Here is a 15680-nt window from a genome sequence, read left to right as displayed (position 1 = left end):
AGGTCGCGCAAGTCGAGCCGGGTACCGTATGCCCGGACAGCACACCGCCGGACCACACAAGGTGCGGTCGGGACCGACGGAGAGGGCTGGATTAGCTATGGAAGAGCCGCGTCGCCTCGGCGGCCGGTACGAGTTGGGCCAGGTGCTCGGCCGTGGTGGGATGGCAGAGGTCTACCTCGCGCACGACACCCGCCTCGGCCGGACCGTGGCGGTGAAGACGCTGCGGGTGGATCTCGCCCGCGACCCGTCGTTCCAGGCCCGGTTCCGCCGTGAGGCCCAGTCGGCCGCCTCGCTCAACCACCCGGCGATCGTCGCGGTCTACGACACCGGCGAGGACTACGTCGACGGGGTCTCCATCCCGTACATCGTGATGGAGTACGTCGACGGCTCCACGCTGCGTGAGCTGCTGCACTCCGGCCGCAAGCTCCTGCCGGAGCGGGCCATGGAGATGACGATCGGCATCCTCCAGGCCCTGGAGTACTCCCACCGGAACGGCATCGTCCACCGCGACATCAAGCCCGCGAACGTCATGCTCACGCGCAACGGCCAGGTCAAGGTCATGGACTTCGGCATCGCCCGCGCCATGGGCGACTCCGGCATGACGATGACGCAGACGGCGGCGGTCATCGGCACGGCCCAGTACCTCTCGCCGGAGCAGGCCAAGGGCGAGCAGGTCGACGCCCGCTCCGACCTGTACTCCACCGGCTGTCTGCTCTACGAGCTGCTCACCGTCCGGCCGCCCTTCGTGGGTGACTCCCCGGTCGCGGTCGCCTATCAGCACGTACGTGAGGAGCCGCAGGCCCCGAGCGTCTTCGACGGAGAGATCACTCCGGAGATGGACGCCATCGTCCTGAAGGCCCTCACCAAGGACCCGGACTACCGCTACCAGTCGGCGGACGACATGCGCGCCGACATCGAGGCGTGCCTGGACGGCCAGCCGGTCGCGGCCACCGCCGCCATGGGCGCCGTCGGGTACGGCGGCACCGACGGCTACGGAGCCGACCAGCAGACCGCGATGCTGCGCCCGCAGAACGGCGGCGGCCAGACGACGATGATGCCGCCGGTCGGTCCTGAGGCCGGTTACGGCTCGGACGAGGGCGGCCACGGCCGCCGCCAGAAGAAGAGCAGGACGTCGACGTGGCTGCTCATCCTCGCGGGCGTCCTGGTCCTGGTGGGGGCGATCCTCATCGGCAAGTACACGTTCGCCGAGAGCGGTGGCGCCGACGGGAAGGTGGAGACGCCGAACTTCGTCGGTGAGAAGGTCCCCGAAGCGAAGAAGTCGGCCACCAACGTCGGCATCGAGATCGAGGTGGGCAAGCACGAGCCGTGCGAGAAGTACCCCAAGGGAGAGATCTGCTCGCAGAGCCCGGCCGCCGACACGAAGATCGACAAGGGTGACACGGTCACGGTCACCGTCTCGTCGGGCACGCCGAAGATCACGGTGCCGGACGTGCAGGGCCTGACCTACGCGAAGGCCAAGGAGCAGCTCACCAGCAAGGGCTTCACGAACGTCGAGAAGACGACGCAGGAGTCCACGCAGACCCCGGGCATCGTCATCGCTCAGGACCCCGAGGGTGACACCGAGGCGGAGAAGAGCGAGACCATCACGCTCACCGTCGCCCAGGAGAAGAAGCAGGTCAACGTCCCCGACGTGACCGGCCTCGACTACGCGGACGCCGAGAAGCGGCTCAAGGAGAACGGCTTCAGCGCCACGCGGTCGGACGTCGCCAGCGACGACGTCGACGAGGGCAAGGTCATCAAGACCACGCCCGCCGCCGGTACGCCAGCCGACCCCGGCTCCACGGTCACCGTCCAGGTCGCCAAGGAGACAGAGGAGGCAGAGGAGGCCACCGTCCCGCCCCTGACCGGGCAGAAGCTGAAGGACGCCCGTAAGGCCCTTGAGGACGCGGGCCTGTCGGTCGGCACCATCACAGGGCCGCAGGACGACGACGCGCTCGTGGTCTTCTCCGATCCCACCGCGGGCACGAAGGCCGCGCCCGGTACGGCGGTCAACCTGACCACCGCGGGCGGCGGAAACGGCAACGGCGGCGGTAACGGCAACGGCGGTAACGGCGGCGGGGACGACGGCTTCATCGGCGGCCTGTCGCAGCGTGACTCCCACCGCGACTCGCACTGGGGCCGCGACGACTGACCCGCCCGACGCATATGTCGGAGCCCCGGTACCGCTGGAGCGGTACCGGGGCTCTGTCGTGTCGCTGTCGCCGGCGTCAGCGGATCACTTCAGCTCCGCCGGAGGCGTCCGCTTGTTGTCGACCTTCTCGATCCGCTCCAGCTTGCCCCACACGACGTAGCGGTAGTTGGAGGTGAAGACGGGCGTACAGGTCGTCAGCGTGATGTAGCGGCCCGGCTTCTTCGCGCCCGACTCCTTGGGGATCGGGTCCAGGACCTTCACGTTGTACTTCGAGGTCGACGGCAGCGTCGCGTACACCTTGTAGACGTACCACTTGTCCCGCGACTCGTAGACGATCGCGTCGCCCTTCTTGATCCTGTCGATCTTGTGGAACTTCGCGCCGTGCCCGTCGCGGTGGGCGGCCAGCGTGAAGTTGCCCTTCTTGTCCTGGGGCAGGGCGGACTTGACCGGCTTCTTGTAGTAGCCGGCGACGCCGTCGTTGAGGAGCTTGCTGTCGGTGCCGGGCTTGACCAGGATCTCGCCGTTGCCCATCGCGGGTACGTGGAGGAAGCCGATGCCGCCCTTGGTGTCGACGCTGCCCGGCCCGACCGCCCAGCGGTCGCGCACCTTCTCGCTCTGCTTGTGCGCCTCGCGGTCGGCGACGACGTTCGTCCACCACAGGGAGTAGACGACGAAGAGCCCGAGGACGAGGCCCGCGGTGATCAGGAGTTCGCCGAAGACGCTGACCGCCGTGGCGATGGGGCCGCGGCCCCGGCGTCGTGGTGCGGGCGCCGGAGCGGGCGCCTCGGCCTGCTTCTCGTCGTCTTCGGTCGTGGCTGCCAATGGATCTGCCCCGTTCTCACACTTCTAGTCGACCAGCGCGCTCGGCTTGCCCTTGCTGCGCGGCCGTTCCTCGGCCATCTTGCCCCAGACGATCATTCGATACTTACTCGTGAATTCCGGGGTACAGGTGGTCAGTGTGATGTAGCGGCCGGGTTTCGTGAAGCCGGATCCCGGCGGAACCGGGCCGATGACGCTCGTGTTGCCGGGGTTCGTCTGCGGCAGGATGCTCGCCATCTTGTAGACGTAGTACTTGTCCTGCGTCTCCACGACGATGGGGTCGCCCGGCTCCAGGCGGTTGATGTAGCGGAACGGCTCGCCGTGGGTGTTGCGGTGGCCGGCCACCGCGAAGTTGCCCGTCCTGGCCTCCGGCATGGCGGTCTTGGTCGCGCCCTCGTTGTAGTGGCCGACCATGCCGCGGTCGAGGACCTTCTGCTTGTCGATGCCCTCGGCGACCGGTACGACGACGTCCAGCCGGGGGATGTGCAGGAGCGCGAAGCCCTGCCCCGGCTCGAAGGCGTCCGGCTTGCCCTTGCCCTTCGCCCAGCTCTCCTGGAGGTCGTGGGCGGCACCGTCCGCCTGTTGCTGGGCCCGGATGTTCGTCCACCACAGCTGGTAGGTGACGAACAGCAGCATCAACACGCCCACGGTGATGAAGAGTTCGCCGAGCCCCCGGCTGATGACGGCACCGGGTGAGGGCCTGCGGGCGCGCTCGGCGCGGCGGGCCTCGACGCGGGAGAGGCGGGCGCCCGGCTGCGGCTCCGCCGGGCGCGTGCCGCCCTTCTTGGCGGCTTTGCGGCGGGCGGCCCTGCCCTCCGTGGGGCGCGGGGGCCGCGGCTCCGCCATGCGGCGGGTGTCCGCGGTCCGCAGGCCCATGGTCTCGTCGTCGGCTGCCGGTCCGGGGGCGTAGGCGCCGTACAGCTGCTCGTACGTGGGTTCAGGCGTCCCCTGCGGCTGGGGCTGGTGAGCCTGGGGCAGGGGCTGGTGAGCCTGGGGCAGGGGCTGGTGAGCCTGGGGCAGGGGCTGACGGGCCTGCGGCTGGGGCTGGGGCTGGGCCTGGCGGGCCTCGGACTGCGGCTGCTGCCGCTCCTGCGGGAGGCGCTGAGGCTGCCGCTCCTGCGGGGGGCTCTGCGACTGCTGCGGCAGCTGTGGCCCCGCCGACGTGCTGCGGAACCACGGAGAGGGGTGCTGGCCCGGCAGCGGATCGGTCAGCGGGTCGGCCAGATGATCGACCGCTTCCTCCAGAGCCGCGGTCTGGTCCAGGCCCTCGTTCAGGCCCCCGGCGCCTCCGTGCGCGTAACCACCGCCGCCCCCGTGGGCGCCACTCACGCCGTACGGGGCTCCGGAGTCGTGCTCGGGGCGCAGGGCCGTCACGCCGTGGCCCTGCCCACCACCGGGGCCAGCCCACTCGATCGCTCGACGGCTCCGGTGTCGCCGCACTCCGCCAGCCAGTTGGCGAGCATCAGGTGACCGTGCTCGGTCAGTACGGACTCCGGATGGAACTGCACGCCCTCGACCGGCAGTTCACGGTGGCGCAGGCCCATGATGATGCCGTCCTCCGTGCGCGCCGTGACCTCCAGCTCGGCGGGGACCGTGGCGGGCTCGGCGGCGAGCGAGTGGTAGCGGGTCGCGGTGAAGGGCGAGGGCAGCCCCGCGAAGACTCCCTTGCCCTCGTGGCTCACGAGCGAGGTCTTGCCGTGCAGGAGCTCCGGGGCGCGGTCCACCACACCGCCGTACGCCACCGCCATCGACTGCATGCCGAGGCAGACCCCGAAGACGGGCACGCCGGTCGCGGCGCAGTGCCGCACCATCTCGACGCAGACGCCCGCCTGCTCCGGGGTGCCGGGGCCGGGCGAGAGCAGGACGCCGTCGAAGCCGTCCTGGGCGTGCCGGAGTTCCACCTCGTCGTTGCGCAGGACCTCGCACTCGGCACCCAGCTGGTACAGGTACTGGACGAGGTTGAAGACGAAGCTGTCGTAATTGTCCACGACCAGGACGCGGCTGCGGCGGCCGCCGGCGGTACTCACTGGCCGTCCACGGTGACGTCGTTGAAGGGCAGCAGCGGCTCGGCCCACGGGAAGACGTACTGGAACAGCACATAGACCACCGCGAAGACGAGCACCAGAGAAATCAGCGCCCTTACCCATGCGTTTCCCGGCAGATGCCGCCAGATCCAGCCGTACATGCCGTCCCTTCCGTCGCGTACGGCAGCAGGCCTCCCTCGCCGTACGGCAACAGACTAACGGCGCAGTGCCTCCGGTTTCCCGGCCTCCACGGGCTGAGTGGCGTCCAGATGCGCCCAGACGATCAGCCGGTGGCTGTGGCCCCACTCTGGTTCACAGGTCGTAAGGGTGAGGTAACGGCCCGGCCCGTCGAAGCCGGATCTGCGCGGGACGGGGTCGATGACGCCGATGTCGCCGGGGAGGGTCCGGTAGGGCTTCTTGTCGATGCGGTACGTGAACCAGGTCGCGCCGTCGGTCAGGACGACGGGGTCGCCGGGGCGCAGCTTCGGGAAGTCCTTGAAGGGGTCCCCGTAGGTGCGCCGGTGGCCGGCCACGGAGAAGTTGCCCTTCTGTCCCAGCTGGGCGGTGGAGGCGTAGTGGCCGAGGCCCTTCTTCAGTACATCGGTGCCGGTGCCCTGGAGCACGGGCTTGTTCCACGTGAAACCGAATCGCGGGATGTACATGACCGCGAAGGGCTTGCCGTCCTGGTAGGGGGCGGGCTTCGACGGCGATGCCCCGGCCGGCTCGTCGTCCGTCCCCGGGGTGATCGCGCCCTGCGCCCACTGGTCCTGCAACGCGTCGATCTGGCGGTCCATGGCGTTGTCGGCCTTCACGCCGGTCCAGAACAGGACGTACACGACAAAGAGCACGATCAACGCGCCGACGGTGATGCACAGTTCGCTGAACGACCTGACGAGCACGCGCACGGACACAGACGGCCCCTCCCCGGGGCTCGCTCCGGCGCGCCCCAGTCACTCCACCGTTACCCCACAGGCGTTACTTCACAGGCGTTACTCCACAGGCTTCGCGTAGTGGAGATCCACTGTGCCGGAGTAGCCGGGAAGAGTCACCGTCCCGTCGTCGTCCACTTTCCAGCCGAGACCGTACGCGTTGACGTACAGCATGTAGTTCTGGATCTCGGGGGACGCGGCGAGGGCGTCCTTCAGCTTGTCCGGGTCGCCCACGGCGGTCACCTTGTAGGGCGGCGAGTAGACGCGGCCCTGGAGGATCAGGGTGTTGCCGACGCAGCGCACGGCGCTCGTGGAGATCAGCCGCTGGTCCATGACCTTGATGCCCTTGGCGCCGCCCTGCCACAGGGCGTTGACCACGGCCTGGAGGTCCTGCTGGTGGATGACCAGGTCGTTCGGCTGGGGCTCGGGGTAACCGGGGAGCTTGGCGGTGGCGTCGGGCGGGGCATCGGCGAGGGTGACCGTGACGGCCTTGCCGCTCAGCTCCTTGGTGCCGGCGTTGTCCTCCAAGGCCTCCAGCCGGGCGTCGTCGGCCTTCGTGCCGCCGTTGTCGCGCTGGGCGAGGGCCTCCACGTCGTCCCGCAGGGAGCCGTTGGACTCGTCCAGCGCGCCGTTCTTGTGACTGCGCTCCTGGATCAGGTCCGAGAGTTTCAGCAGTGAGGCGTCGGTGCGGATGTTGGTGCCCTTGGCCGTGTTGAAACTGGTGAAGAAAATCAGGCCCGCGAGCGCGAAAACGGCGCCCGTAAGCACGCGAACCGGACGCCATCGGGGGCGGCGCCCGGCACCTTCGGGGGAGTCGGCAGAAATGCTCAACGTACCCTTATCTCCTTCAGCGCCGCGGAAGCACTACGCTAACGGACGCCCGGGGGAGGCTCAGCTCCCCGTGCAGCCCACCCGGCCCGACCACAGTTACCTGCGCGGCCACGCAGCGCATCGACAGGAGAGACCCTCGTGCCGAAGTCACGTATCCGCAAGAAGGCAGACGACTACACCCCGCCGCCCTCGAAGAAGGCGACGGCCATCAAGCTGACCAACCGCAGCTGGGTGGCTCCAGTGATGCTGGCGATGTTCCTCATCGGGCTCGCCTGGATCGTCGTCTTCTACGTCACGGACGGCAAGCTGCCGATCGACTCGCTCGGCAACTGGAACATCGTGGTCGGCTTCGGCTTCATCGCGGCGGGATTCGGCGTCTCGACGCAGTGGAAGTAGCCTCTTCCACCCGGCGGAGATAGCTTCTTCCGGCCCCTCCGCGCAAGCCCTGCCCTGAGTTATCCACAGCGCTATCCACACGAGTGGAAAAGGTCTGAAGATCTGTGGATAACTCTCCGCCGGTTGACACCGGTGTGACTGGCGCACCAGCTTTCCCGCCTCCGCTCGCCCCTTGTCCTCCCTGGGGAAACCCAGATCAGTGACGAGGGGCACGGCTGTTCCCCACCGCGTGCACAGGATCGAGTACACGCTGTGGACAACGTGCGTCACCTCACGTGATCTGCCCGGTTCTGACGACGACCATCACCACAGCGGCGATGAGCACCAGCGCACAGCTGCCGAACTGGATGAGGCTCCGCCGCTCGCGGGGCGCGTGCACCATCGCGTAGCCGACGATGACACCGCCGACGAGGCCTCCGACGTGCGCCTGCCACGCGATGTTGGGCCAGAAAGCCGTGATGAGCAGGTTGATCGCCAGCAGAACGATGACCGGCCGCATGTCGTAGTTCAGCCGCCGCATCAAGATGGCGGTCGCGCCGAACAGCCCGAAGATGGCGCCGGACGCGCCGAGCGACCGCTGGTTCTGCTCGGCGAGGAGGTAGGTCAGCGCGCTGCCCGCGATGGCCGACACCAGGTACAGGGCGACATACCGGACGCGGCCGAGCGCCGCTTCGAGCGGCCCGCCGATCCACCACAGGCTCAGCATGTTGAAGGCGATGTGCATGATGCCGCCGTGCAGGAACGCCGCCGTGATCAGGCGGTACCACTGCCCCTCGGCGACGCCCTCGACCGATCCGAACTCCGGCACGAACGCTTGTCCGAGCATGGCGTACTGATCGGTGAAGCGGTCCCCCACCACCTGCTGGACCATGAACAGGGCCAGGTTCAGCCCCACCAGGATCTTGGTGACCAGGCGCGGGTCCGCGGCCACCGCGCCGCCCGCGACCGTGCGCGGCTGGTTGGCCGCCGGCGCGTGGCCGGTGCCCGAGCCCTCGCGGACACACTCCGGGCACTGGAAGCCGACCGAGGCGCTGATCATGCACTCGGGGCAGATGGGCCGCTCGCAGCGTGTGCAGGTGATGCCGGTCTCACGGTCCGGATGCCGGTAGCAACCGGGCAGGCCCGACGCTCCCTGCGGCTCCTGCGGGCTGCCTGGCACCTGGTCCATGGGATCCCCTCAATCTCCGTACGAAGACACTGTGACGGCGCTGTCGGTCCTGACGGCACTACGCCACTACGGCGTTACGGCCTGACGGCGCACGTGGCAACACGCCGCCCCGCCCTTCCTTACGGATGGGCGGGGCGGTTCGGTTCCCTCGCCGATGGGCTCGGGTACGCGCTGATCAGCCCTCGCGGGTCTCGATGACCACGGACTCGATGACCACGTCGTTGACGGGTCGGTCGGTGCGCGGGTTGGTCTGGGTGGTCGCGATGGCGTCCACGACCTTCTGGCTGGCCGAGTCGGTGACCTCGCCGAAGATGGTGTGCTTGCCGGTCAGCCACGCGGTCGGCGACACAGTCACGAAGAACTGCGAACCGTTCGTGCCCGGGCCGGCGTTGGCCATCGCCAGCAGGTACGGCTTGTTGAAGGCGAGGTCCGGGTGGAACTCGTCCCCGAACTTGTAACCCGGGCCACCAGTGCCGTTGCCCAGCGGGTCGCCGCCCTGGATCATGAAGCCCTCGATCACGCGGTGGAAGACCGTGCCGTCGTACAGACGGGCCGTGGTCTTCTTGCCGGTCTCGGGGTGGACCCACTCGCGCTCGCCCTGAGCGAGCTCGACAAAGTTCTTGACCGTCTTGGGCGCGTGGTTCGGCAGGAGCCGGACCACGATGTCGCCCTGGTTGGTCTTCAGGGTGGCGTAAAGCTGCTCAGCCACGATCTGCCTTCCGTTGTCTTCTGTGACACCCCGATCCTCGCACGGACCGGATCGGGACGAGTAGCCACCGAGTGGGCGCGCGCCGCGGCGATCCGTGGCATTGTCGGCGAAGAGGTCTTCTTGCACCGATTTTCCGCCTGATCAAGGTCCAGCCGGGTAGACGTGACTGAGCCGGATGCGCGCCCTCTCATACCTGGGGGCGAACCAGAAGGCATGATCCTTGAAAGGGTGGAAAGGTGACATACGTATACGCCACCGAGGAGGAGGATCACGTGACCCGCATCAACAGCGTGCGCGCCGCGACCGGCTCGGCCAAGGACAGCGTGCGGCACGCCGCGGACGCGGTGGCGCCATACGCCGACACGGCCATGGACCGAGCCGCGCACTACGCCCAGGAGGCGCGTGCACGGCTGGCGCCCAAGGTGTCGCAGGCGGCCGAACAGGCCCGTGTCCAGTACGGCGCTCACGTCGCCCCCCGCGTCGAGCAGGCGCGTACGCACGTGCCGTCGAAGGTCGACCAGGCCGCGCAGGAGGCCGCCGCACGCACCCGCAAGGCCGCCCGACAGGCAGCCGACTACTCCAAGCCCCGCATCGAGCACGCGGTGGCCGCCGCGCAGCCCGTCCGCGAGGAAGCCGCCGCCCGCAGCACCGCGGCCCTCGCCGCACTGCGCGGTCAGGTCTCGGCCAAGGAGATCCAACGCTTGGTCCGCAAGCACGAGCGCCGCGCCAGGAACGGCCGCATCGCCAAGAGGATCGCCGTCTTCGGCCTCCTCGCGGGTGGTGCCTTCGCCGCCTGGAAGTGGTGGGACAAGCAGGCCAACCCCGACTGGCTGGTCGAGCCACCCGCGGCCACCGAGGTCCCGGACACCACACCGCTGACCTCCGTCGACGGCAGCGACCAGACAGCCCTCGACCCCGAGGTCCAGGCCAAGCAGGCCGAAGCTGAGGCGGAGGCCGAAGCGACGGACCGCGACAAGCGAAGCTGACGCACGCAGCACAGCACGCCAGCGTGGGGTGGGAGACCGACCGGTCTCCCACCCCACGCTGGCGTCCCCGGCGTTTCACGTGAAACACCGTACGCACCAACGGCCCGGTTCAGCCGGGCCTTGCTCGTGCGCGCGGGGACGGCCTCGGTGGACAAAAAAAGAACCCTCCGCTGCGTTTCCGCAGGTCAGAGGGCTCTGTACAAGTGGAGCCTAGGGGAGTCGAACCCCTGACATCTGCCATGCAAAGACAGCGCTCTACCAACTGAGCTAAGGCCCCGAGATGATGCGCCGGTCCGGAAGAACCACCTTCCGGCGTGCGTCGCAGACCAGAGTACCGGGTCACCCCCCGGTTCCCGCAAAAGGATTGGGGGTCCCGGTCGACGACCACGCTCCGTAAGATGCACGACGTGGTTCGCGGCAGCGAACCGCGGTCTTAGGGGAAGCGATGGGGAGACGCAATGGACGCCGCACAGCAGGACACCACCGCGAGAGCACGAGAGCTCCAGCGGAACTGGTACGGGGAGCCGCTGGGGGCGCTCTTCCGTCGCCTCATCGATGATCTGGGCCTGAACCAGGCCCGTCTGGCCGGGGTCCTCGGCCTGTCGGCACCCATGCTGTCCCAGCTGATGAGCGGTCAACGCGCCAAGATCGGCAACCCCGCGGTCGTCCAGCGGGTCCAGCTGCTCCAGGAACTGGCGGGCCAGGTCGCCGACGGCAGTGTGAGCGCCGCCGAGGCGACCGACCGCATGGACGAGATCAAGAAATCCCAGGGCGGCTCGGTGCTGACCAACACCTCGCAGTCCACGACCAGTTCGGGCGCGCCCACGGTCAAGCGCGTGGTCCGCGAGATCCAGTCACTGTTGCGCTCCGTCGCGGCGGCCGGTGACATCATCGACGCCGCGGACTCCCTCGCCCCGACCCACCCGGAGCTGGCAGAGTTCCTCCGGGTGTACGGCGCCGGGCGCACCGCGGACGCGGTCGCCCACTATGAGGCGCACCAGAGCTGAGCCGTCGACCGGGCCGCCGCGCGGCCCGGAAGGGGAGCGGAGCGCGACCATGGGTGAGGTCTTCGCCGGTCGGTACGAACTGGTCGACCCGATCGGACGCGGGGGAGTCGGAGCGGTCTGGCGCGCTTGGGACCACCGGCGGCGCCGATATGTGGCCGCCAAGGTCCTGCAACAGAGCGACGCGCACGCCCTGTTGCGGTTCGTGCGGGAGCAGGCCCTGCGGATCGACCATCCCCATGTGCTCGCGCCCGCCAGCTGGGCCGCCGACGACGACAAGGTCCTGTTCACCATGGACCTGGTCGCCGGTGGCTCGCTGGCCCATGTCATCGGGGACTACGGCCCGCTGCCGCCCCGCTTCGTCTGCACGCTCCTCGACCAGCTCCTCTCGGGCCTCGCGGCCGTCCACGCCGAAGGTGTCGTCCACCGCGACATCAAGCCGGCCAACATCCTGCTCGAAGCCACCGGCTCCGGCCGCCCGCACCTGCGGCTGTCCGACTTCGGCATCTCGATGCGCAAGGGCGAGCCCCGGCTGACCGAGACCGACTATGTGGTGGGCACGCCTGGTTACTTCGCTCCTGAGCAGATGCTGGGCGCCGAGCCGGATTTCACCGCCGATCTCTTCGCCGTCGGCCTGGTCGCCCTGTATCTCCTGGAGGGCGCCAAGCCGGACGCCAAGGCGCTGATCGAACGCTTCGCCGAGCACGGGACCCCGGGCCCTCCCCAGGGCGTGCCGGAGCCTCTCTGGCAGGTCATCGCCACTCTGCTTCAGCCCGACCCCCAAACACGCTTCCGCACCGCCACCGGTGCCCGCAAGGCGCTGGCCTCCGCCGCCGAGATGCTGCCCGAGCCGGGCCCTGACGATGAACTGGTCGAGATCTTCGACCAACTGGCCCCGCTCCCCGCTGGCTTCGGCCCCGAGGGGCCCGAGGGGCCCGAGGGCAACGTGACCTTGGCGCCGCAGCCGGGCCCCGCACCCACTCACGTACCCCCGTATCCACATCAGCACGGTCCGGACTCCGTCCCTGGCTCCGGCCGGGGTTCCGGCTGGGGTTCCGGCTCGGTCCCCGGCCCAGGCTCCGGTCACGGCTCCGATCCGGGGCTCGGTCACGGTTCTGGCGCAGGATCCGGCCACGGCTCCAGCGCAGGATCCAGTCACGGCCCCGGCGTCAGCCCTGGCCCCGCCTCCGGCTCCGGCTCCGGCTCGGGCTCGGACTCGGGCTCCGGCTCCATGCCGACATCCCCACCGATGCCGCCATCGACCGCGCCACTGCCCGCCCCAGGGCCACAGACTCCGGCAGTCGGCCAGACCCAACCCCCCATGCCTCCTCCCCCTTGGCAGCCCTCGGCGTCCGCCCCGGCGCCTGCCCCGGCGTCCACACCAGCGCCCGCCTTCGCGCCCACCCCCGCGCAACCCCCGACCCCCTCCGCCAACTCCGGCGCGGATACCGGCAGCTTCCACCTGCCCCCGCCACCACCTGCACGGCCGCCCCATCCGTCCACTCCCCCTACACCCATGCCTCTGCGCGCCCCCGCGCCCGAACCCACGCATGTGACCTCCCCCCACCACACCGCGGCCCACGCCCCCGCAGTCCGTATCCCCTCGGACCACGAACCGGCCCAGGCGGTGACGTCCGCGGCGCAGCGTCCCCACGCCCCTACTCATCCATACACCGCTCACGCCGCTCAGGTTCCCCATCCGAACCCGGCATTTTCCCAGCCGCATGCCCCGGCGGCCCTCGCCCCGCAGCGACGGCCGGGGCCGCCCGCGAAGGTGGCAATCCCGATGCTGCTCGCCGCGCTTGCCTGCCTCACGCTCGGCTTCTGGGCACTGACGCGGCTCTGATGACTACGGCCCGAGAAAGACGGCCCAAGCCAGAAGTCGTTTCCTCGGCCGCCACCGAGCAGCGTCACTCACCAGCGGCGAGGCGGCCCGAATTCGTACGAAGCTGAACCCGAAGCTGAACCCCAAGCTGAGGCCGGACCCGAACCCAAGGCCGAGGCAGACGCCGCAGCCGCCCTCCGCCGAGCGATCAACGTCCACCCACCGAAGATCGCCAGCAGCACCACGCCGCCCCCGATCCCTCCGACGGCAAGGATGACCATCACCCGATCGTCCCCCGCCCCGCACCGCTTCCGGCAGCCGCCGCCTCGCCGCGCCGCGCGGCCTCCGTATCCCGCTCCGTGACACCGAACTCCCCGGCGGGCACGGGCGTACCCGCGTACTCCGGGCCCGGCCGCGGCGCCCCGCCGACATCCACGCGAAGCGTCAGGTCCAGCGGGTCGTCGCCGAACTTCTCCGCGACATCCGCGCTGAGGTGGACCGCCAGGTAGTACCAGCCGGCGAACCGCATAGCGGCCACCTCGTCCGCGGGGGCGTAACGGTTCTCGTAGGCGACCGGTGGCAGCGGGTCCAGCGCCGTCGTCTTCTGCTTGCCGTCGTACGCCGTGTCCGCGTCGTCGACCTCCACACGCACCGGATTGGTCAGTGACATGACCAGCGCGGACGAGACGTACCCCGCGCCACGACCCGCTCTGCGGCTCGTCCCGCCCAGCCCGCCGCCCGCACCCGAACTGCCGAGCTCCGCGCCCACGGAGAGCTGCTGACCCCAGTCGACCGGCACCCGGTAGAAGAGCGTCTCACCGGGCTCGATGCTGTCGCCCCAGACGCCTTTCCCCAGCGCGCGGGCGCCGTTGAAGCTGGTGCCGCCCTCGCGCCGCTTCCGTTCGCCGGTCGGCGGCGCGGGTGTCGCTGAGTTCCAGGATCGCGGGGGCTCCGTCGGCGTCCCCTCGGCCGACCGCACAGCGGGCTCGGAGGCGACCCGCAGCTCCAGATCCCAGGCTTCCTGGGAGGACTCCGGGGCGCTGGTCCGCTCGACGAGCACGTAGTAAGTACCGGCACCCTCGCAGGTCTTCTCGTCGGGTCCGACCCTGCGTACCGCCGTTGCCGTGATGGGACGCGGGCTCTCCGAAGCGCCGAACCGCGCCTCCTGTGACTCGACGGGACTGCAGTTGTTGCCGTCGGCGTCCTGTATGAAGACCTCGACACCATCGGCGTAGGAAACCCTGCTGCCGAACTCCGGCACCGCCGTGACCGCGACGTACGCACTCTCCTTGGCCATGAGGTCCAAGCGGTAAAAACGCCCTCCCGCGCGCGGGAGGGCACTTTTGTACGTCTTCCCTGAGTGCAGCCGGGGCCCCTCGACGTTGCTCGCCGCGCCCTCGACCGTCTTGGCACCCTCAGCGAAGCCGTACGGAGCCGGGGCCCCCACCGCCTCGGCCCGCCCCGGCAGCGCCACCACCGTGCACACCCCCGCACAGAGCACAGCGCAGAGTCCCGCGGCCATGAACCCCGCTGACGGGGGCCGTCCCGAGCCCCGCCCTGCCGCGCCCCAGCGCCTACCAAGCCGCCGCCCCATCACGCGCCACCCCTCGTCGCGAACTCAGCCGCCCCAACCGTCCCGACCGTCCTGCCCGTCCAACGCCACGCGGACACCACCACGAGTCCGCCATGAACGCAACCGCGCCACCTGCTCTCGGCCCCCGACTCCGGCCCCCCTCCTGTCCCGGCCTATCCGAGCATCTGTCATTTGCTTATGCAATTCTTTCATTCACGTAAGCGAACTGATTCCCTCCCCTGAAGCAGACAAGCGGGCAAGCGAACAAGTGGGCAAGGGGCAAGCGGACAAGCGGACAAGCGGACAAGCGGACAGCACAAAGCCCCGGCCGCAAAAGCGACCGGGGCTTGTGAAGTGACTGGTTCGATGACTCACGAACCCGTGGGCACGGAGTCAGTCGCCTCCGTCCACAGATCCTGCTCGGCGCGATCCGCCTGGATCTGGCGGTACACGAGGAGCCCGCCGATGGCGGCCAGTGCGACCAGGAGAAGCTTCTTCACCGCGCGACCTCGTCTTTCCTTGACGTAGGGGACTTCTGGCGCCCGACTATACACACCGATCGATATCGATCAGTGACCTGGATCCGCCCCGGCTCCCGCCCCGATTCGCACCCCGACTCGCGGCTCAACTCCCGTCCCGCACACATCGATCGAAACGGACTTTGACGGTCCGCCTGCCGCCGCCCCCCTGTGAATTTCGCCGCTCTTGCCCCTTTCTCAGACCTCTTGGGGCCATCCGGGTGGTGTTGATCTGAACATCGGCGCCGCACGAGCGTCGGTGCTTCATTCGCGGCCCCACATACACATCATGAGGAAAGTACGCAAATCGCCCAACCCGAATTGAGGGATCATGACCGGCAACAAGGCCATGAAGCTGTGGACCACGATCGTCACCGCCTTCCTCGCGCTCTTCACCGCGCTCGGACTCACCACGACGGCCACCGCGGCCACGGCGGTACAGGAGACCACGAACGCGCGCAACGCCACGGAGTGCGCACCGGCGCCGTTCATGGCCCTCTGGACAGCTGCGTACGAACGGTCCTTGCCGCCGACGATGAAGCAGCGCATCCGCGCCGAGGCCCACGGATCATCGCCCAGCTGCCGGCACCTGCCCCCCGCGGACACGGAAGCCGAGGCTGAGACCGCCGCCCACGAGCCAGGCCGACTCGCCGCGGAGCCGTAATCCGGCCCACACCGAGGCGGGCCACAGGCCACCGCCACCCAGAAACTTCCGAAGGCCCCCAGCCAACTGGCTGGGGGCCTTC

The 15680-nt window shown here is 69.4% G+C and carries 16 protein-coding genes and 1 tRNA gene; 6 read left to right on the top strand and 11 right to left on the bottom strand.

Annotated elements, in window-relative coordinates; genetic code table 11:
* Window positions 1-97: 97 nt before the first annotated feature.
* Window positions 98-2152, top strand: a complete 2055-nt coding sequence (gene pknB / locus ACOBQB_RS28805; RefSeq protein ID WP_423595646.1) for a Stk1 family PASTA domain-containing Ser/Thr kinase — start codon at window positions 98-100, stop codon at window positions 2150-2152.
* An 84-nt stretch (window positions 2153-2236) separates the two neighbouring features.
* Here pknB and ACOBQB_RS28800 read toward each other — a convergent pair whose 3' ends face one another.
* The 6 genes from ACOBQB_RS28800 to ACOBQB_RS28775 form a co-directional block, all read right to left on the bottom strand.
* Complete coding sequence (locus tag ACOBQB_RS28800; RefSeq protein WP_423595644.1) at window positions 2237-2974, bottom strand: class E sortase; 738 nt, start codon at window positions 2972-2974, stop codon at window positions 2237-2239.
* A 24-nt stretch (window positions 2975-2998) separates the two neighbouring features.
* Window positions 2999-4345 (bottom strand): class E sortase, encoded by a 1347-nt coding sequence (locus tag ACOBQB_RS28795; RefSeq protein ID WP_423595642.1) that lies wholly within the window; start codon window positions 4343-4345, stop codon window positions 2999-3001.
* Window positions 4342-4998, bottom strand: a complete 657-nt coding sequence (locus ACOBQB_RS28790) for an aminodeoxychorismate/anthranilate synthase component II (RefSeq protein ID WP_423595640.1) — start codon at window positions 4996-4998, stop codon at window positions 4342-4344. Before ACOBQB_RS28790 ends, ACOBQB_RS28795 begins: the two co-directional genes overlap by 4 nt.
* A complete protein-coding gene (locus ACOBQB_RS28785) occupies window positions 4995-5156 on the bottom strand; it encodes a hypothetical protein (RefSeq protein WP_107097924.1) in 162 nt (53 codons plus the stop codon). The genes ACOBQB_RS28790 and ACOBQB_RS28785 overlap by 4 nt, the downstream gene beginning before the upstream one ends.
* Before the next feature lie 54 nt (window positions 5157-5210).
* Complete coding sequence (locus tag ACOBQB_RS28780; RefSeq protein ID WP_423598825.1) at window positions 5211-5900, bottom strand: class E sortase; 690 nt, start codon at window positions 5898-5900, stop codon at window positions 5211-5213.
* A gap of 84 nt (window positions 5901-5984) precedes the next feature.
* Window positions 5985-6755 (bottom strand): DUF881 domain-containing protein, encoded by a 771-nt coding sequence (locus ACOBQB_RS28775; protein ID WP_423595638.1) that lies wholly within the window; start codon window positions 6753-6755, stop codon window positions 5985-5987.
* Between the two features lie 138 nt (window positions 6756-6893).
* On the opposite strand from ACOBQB_RS28775, the gene crgA reads away from it, so the two are divergent.
* Window positions 6894-7151 (top strand): cell division protein CrgA, encoded by a 258-nt coding sequence (gene crgA, locus ACOBQB_RS28770; RefSeq protein ID WP_423595636.1) that lies wholly within the window; start codon window positions 6894-6896, stop codon window positions 7149-7151.
* 271 nt (window positions 7152-7422) lie between these two features.
* On the opposite strand, the gene ACOBQB_RS28765 is transcribed toward crgA, so the two are convergent.
* Together ACOBQB_RS28765 and ACOBQB_RS28760 are read right to left on the bottom strand one after the other, a co-directional pair.
* Complete coding sequence (locus ACOBQB_RS28765) at window positions 7423-8319, bottom strand: rhomboid family intramembrane serine protease (protein WP_423595634.1); 897 nt, start codon at window positions 8317-8319, stop codon at window positions 7423-7425.
* Between the two features lie 175 nt (window positions 8320-8494).
* A complete protein-coding gene (locus ACOBQB_RS28760; RefSeq protein ID WP_423595632.1) occupies window positions 8495-9028 on the bottom strand; it encodes a peptidylprolyl isomerase in 534 nt (177 codons plus the stop codon).
* Between the two features lie 272 nt (window positions 9029-9300).
* On the opposite strand from ACOBQB_RS28760, the gene ACOBQB_RS28755 reads away from it, so the two are divergent.
* On the top strand, window positions 9301-10014 hold the full coding sequence (locus ACOBQB_RS28755) for a DUF5324 family protein (protein WP_423598823.1): 714 nt from the start codon (window positions 9301-9303) through the stop codon (window positions 10012-10014).
* A 204-nt stretch (window positions 10015-10218) separates the two neighbouring features.
* On the opposite strand, the gene ACOBQB_RS28750 is transcribed toward ACOBQB_RS28755, so the two are convergent.
* A tRNA-Ala gene (locus ACOBQB_RS28750) sits at window positions 10219-10291 on the bottom strand.
* A gap of 181 nt (window positions 10292-10472) precedes the next feature.
* Here ACOBQB_RS28750 and ACOBQB_RS28745 point away from each other — a divergent pair.
* Both ACOBQB_RS28745 and ACOBQB_RS28740 read left to right on the top strand, forming a co-directional pair.
* The gene (locus ACOBQB_RS28745) at window positions 10473-11021 is read left to right on the top strand and encodes a helix-turn-helix domain-containing protein (RefSeq protein ID WP_423595630.1); all 549 of its coding nucleotides are present in this window, start codon (window positions 10473-10475) and stop codon (window positions 11019-11021) included.
* 49 nt (window positions 11022-11070) lie between these two features.
* Window positions 11071-12864: a protein kinase domain-containing protein gene (locus ACOBQB_RS28740; protein WP_423595628.1), complete on the top strand. Its 1794-nt coding sequence runs from the start codon at window positions 11071-11073 to the stop codon at window positions 12862-12864.
* Between the two features lie 259 nt (window positions 12865-13123).
* Here ACOBQB_RS28740 and ACOBQB_RS28735 read toward each other — a convergent pair whose 3' ends face one another.
* A complete protein-coding gene (locus tag ACOBQB_RS28735) occupies window positions 13124-14365 on the bottom strand; it encodes a hypothetical protein (protein ID WP_423595626.1) in 1242 nt (413 codons plus the stop codon).
* Window positions 14366-14787: 422 nt separating this feature from the next.
* The gene (locus tag ACOBQB_RS28730) at window positions 14788-14916 is read right to left on the bottom strand and encodes a DLW-39 family protein (RefSeq protein ID WP_003999697.1); all 129 of its coding nucleotides are present in this window, start codon (window positions 14914-14916) and stop codon (window positions 14788-14790) included.
* A 349-nt stretch (window positions 14917-15265) separates the two neighbouring features.
* Here ACOBQB_RS28730 and ACOBQB_RS28725 point away from each other — a divergent pair, with 349 nt between their 5' ends.
* Window positions 15266-15598, top strand: a complete 333-nt coding sequence (locus ACOBQB_RS28725) for a DUF6344 domain-containing protein (RefSeq protein ID WP_423595624.1) — start codon at window positions 15266-15268, stop codon at window positions 15596-15598.
* The last annotated feature ends 82 nt before the right edge of the window (window positions 15599-15680 follow it).

The sequence above is a fragment of the Streptomyces sp. G5(2025) genome, assembly GCF_049542075.1.
In the GTDB taxonomy this organism is placed as follows: domain Bacteria; phylum Actinomycetota; class Actinomycetes; order Streptomycetales; family Streptomycetaceae; genus Streptomyces.
Note: the sequence above shows the minus strand (reverse complement) of the source record. Positions and strands in the feature narration are given on the sequence as shown.

What these genes read in the sequence shown, in the direction of transcription:
- pknB (WP_423595646.1), top strand. Translation starts at nt 98, where the DNA reads ATGGAAGAGCCGCGTCGCCTCGGCGGCCGGTACGAGTTGGGCCAGGTG.
- ACOBQB_RS28785 (WP_107097924.1), bottom strand. Translation starts at nt 5,156, where the DNA reads ATGTACGGCTGGATCTGGCGGCATCTGCCGGGAAACGCATGGGTAAGG.
- ACOBQB_RS28765 (WP_423595634.1), bottom strand. Translation starts at nt 8,319, where the DNA reads ATGGACCAGGTGCCAGGCAGCCCGCAGGAGCCGCAGGGAGCGTCGGGC.
- ACOBQB_RS28745 (WP_423595630.1), top strand. Translation starts at nt 10,473, where the DNA reads ATGGACGCCGCACAGCAGGACACCACCGCGAGAGCACGAGAGCTCCAG.
- ACOBQB_RS28740 (WP_423595628.1), top strand. Translation starts at nt 11,071, where the DNA reads ATGGGTGAGGTCTTCGCCGGTCGGTACGAACTGGTCGACCCGATCGGA.
- ACOBQB_RS28735 (WP_423595626.1), bottom strand. Translation starts at nt 14,365, where the DNA reads ATGGCCGCGGGACTCTGCGCTGTGCTCTGTGCGGGGGTGTGCACGGTG.
- ACOBQB_RS28725 (WP_423595624.1), top strand. Translation starts at nt 15,266, where the DNA reads ATGACCGGCAACAAGGCCATGAAGCTGTGGACCACGATCGTCACCGCC.